Below are 916 nucleotides of genomic sequence, written 5' to 3'. Positions count from 1 at the left end.
GTATAAATTAATTCTTTCGCTCTACCAACTCCAATTAATCTAGGTAATCGCTGCGTACCACCCGCTCCAGGTATTATTGCAAGGGAAGTTTCAGTGAGACCTAGACTTGCAGTGTCAGAAGCAATTCTAAAATCACAAGCTAAGCTTAATTCAGTACCTCCACCAAGTGCGATTCCATTTATTGCAGCAATAACTGGTTGTGGTAATTGTTCAACCATCTCCATAGTAGAACGAATCATACCCACAGCATGGCGAACTTGTTCTTCATTCATGTTGGCACGCTCTTTTAAATCAGCACCAGCGCAAAACGCTTTTTCGCCAGCCCCTGTTAAAATAACAACGCGCGTATTTGATTCTTCGTTTATTTGAGTTAATATAGTTTGTAATTCTTCTAATAATGCCAAAGATAATGAGTTAGCTTGTCTTTCACGATTTAACGAAATCTTTACAACATGCGGTGTAACATAGTCAACGGAAATGTTTTGTAATTGTAGCATCTTCTCACCTACTTATCGTTTTATGTTGAAGCGCTCTATACACATGACTCGGTAATTGGATATTTAACTTACTTTGAATAAAATGACTAGCTCTCAATAACTTTTCTTCGTCTATATTTGTTTGGACACCTAACTTATGGAGCATATGTACTAAGTCATCAGTAGCAACATTACCCGATGCTCCTGGTGCATAAGGACACCCTCCCAGTCCACCACAAGAACTATCAAACGTTGTAATACCATGTTCTAAAGACTTAACTACATTTGCTAGTGCCATTCCATACGTATTATGAAAATGCATCGCAAACTGCGAAGCATCATATTTCTTTAATAAATGTTCTAATACTTGCTCTACTTGTAACGGATTCGCTACACCAATCGTGTCACCAAGTGAGATTTCATAAATGCCGTATGAAAAT

At 37.9% G+C, this 916-nt stretch carries 1 protein-coding gene and 1 pseudogene; both read right to left on the bottom strand.

Annotated features, from left to right (window positions below):
• Positions 1 to 497 (bottom strand): enoyl-CoA hydratase-related protein (locus AC1DTM_RS28975; RefSeq protein WP_477001541.1); only part of this gene is annotated, 497 nt, incomplete at its 3' end.
• 4 nt (positions 498 to 501) lie between these two features.
• Positions 502 to 916: pseudogene (mvaB, locus tag AC1DTM_RS28970) on the bottom strand (hydroxymethylglutaryl-CoA lyase); the annotation flags it as partial.

The sequence above is a fragment of the Bacillus sp. P4_D3 genome (genome assembly GCF_056401855.1).
The sequence above is the reverse complement of the archived record's forward strand: the minus strand, read 5'-3'. Positions and strand labels throughout refer to the sequence as shown.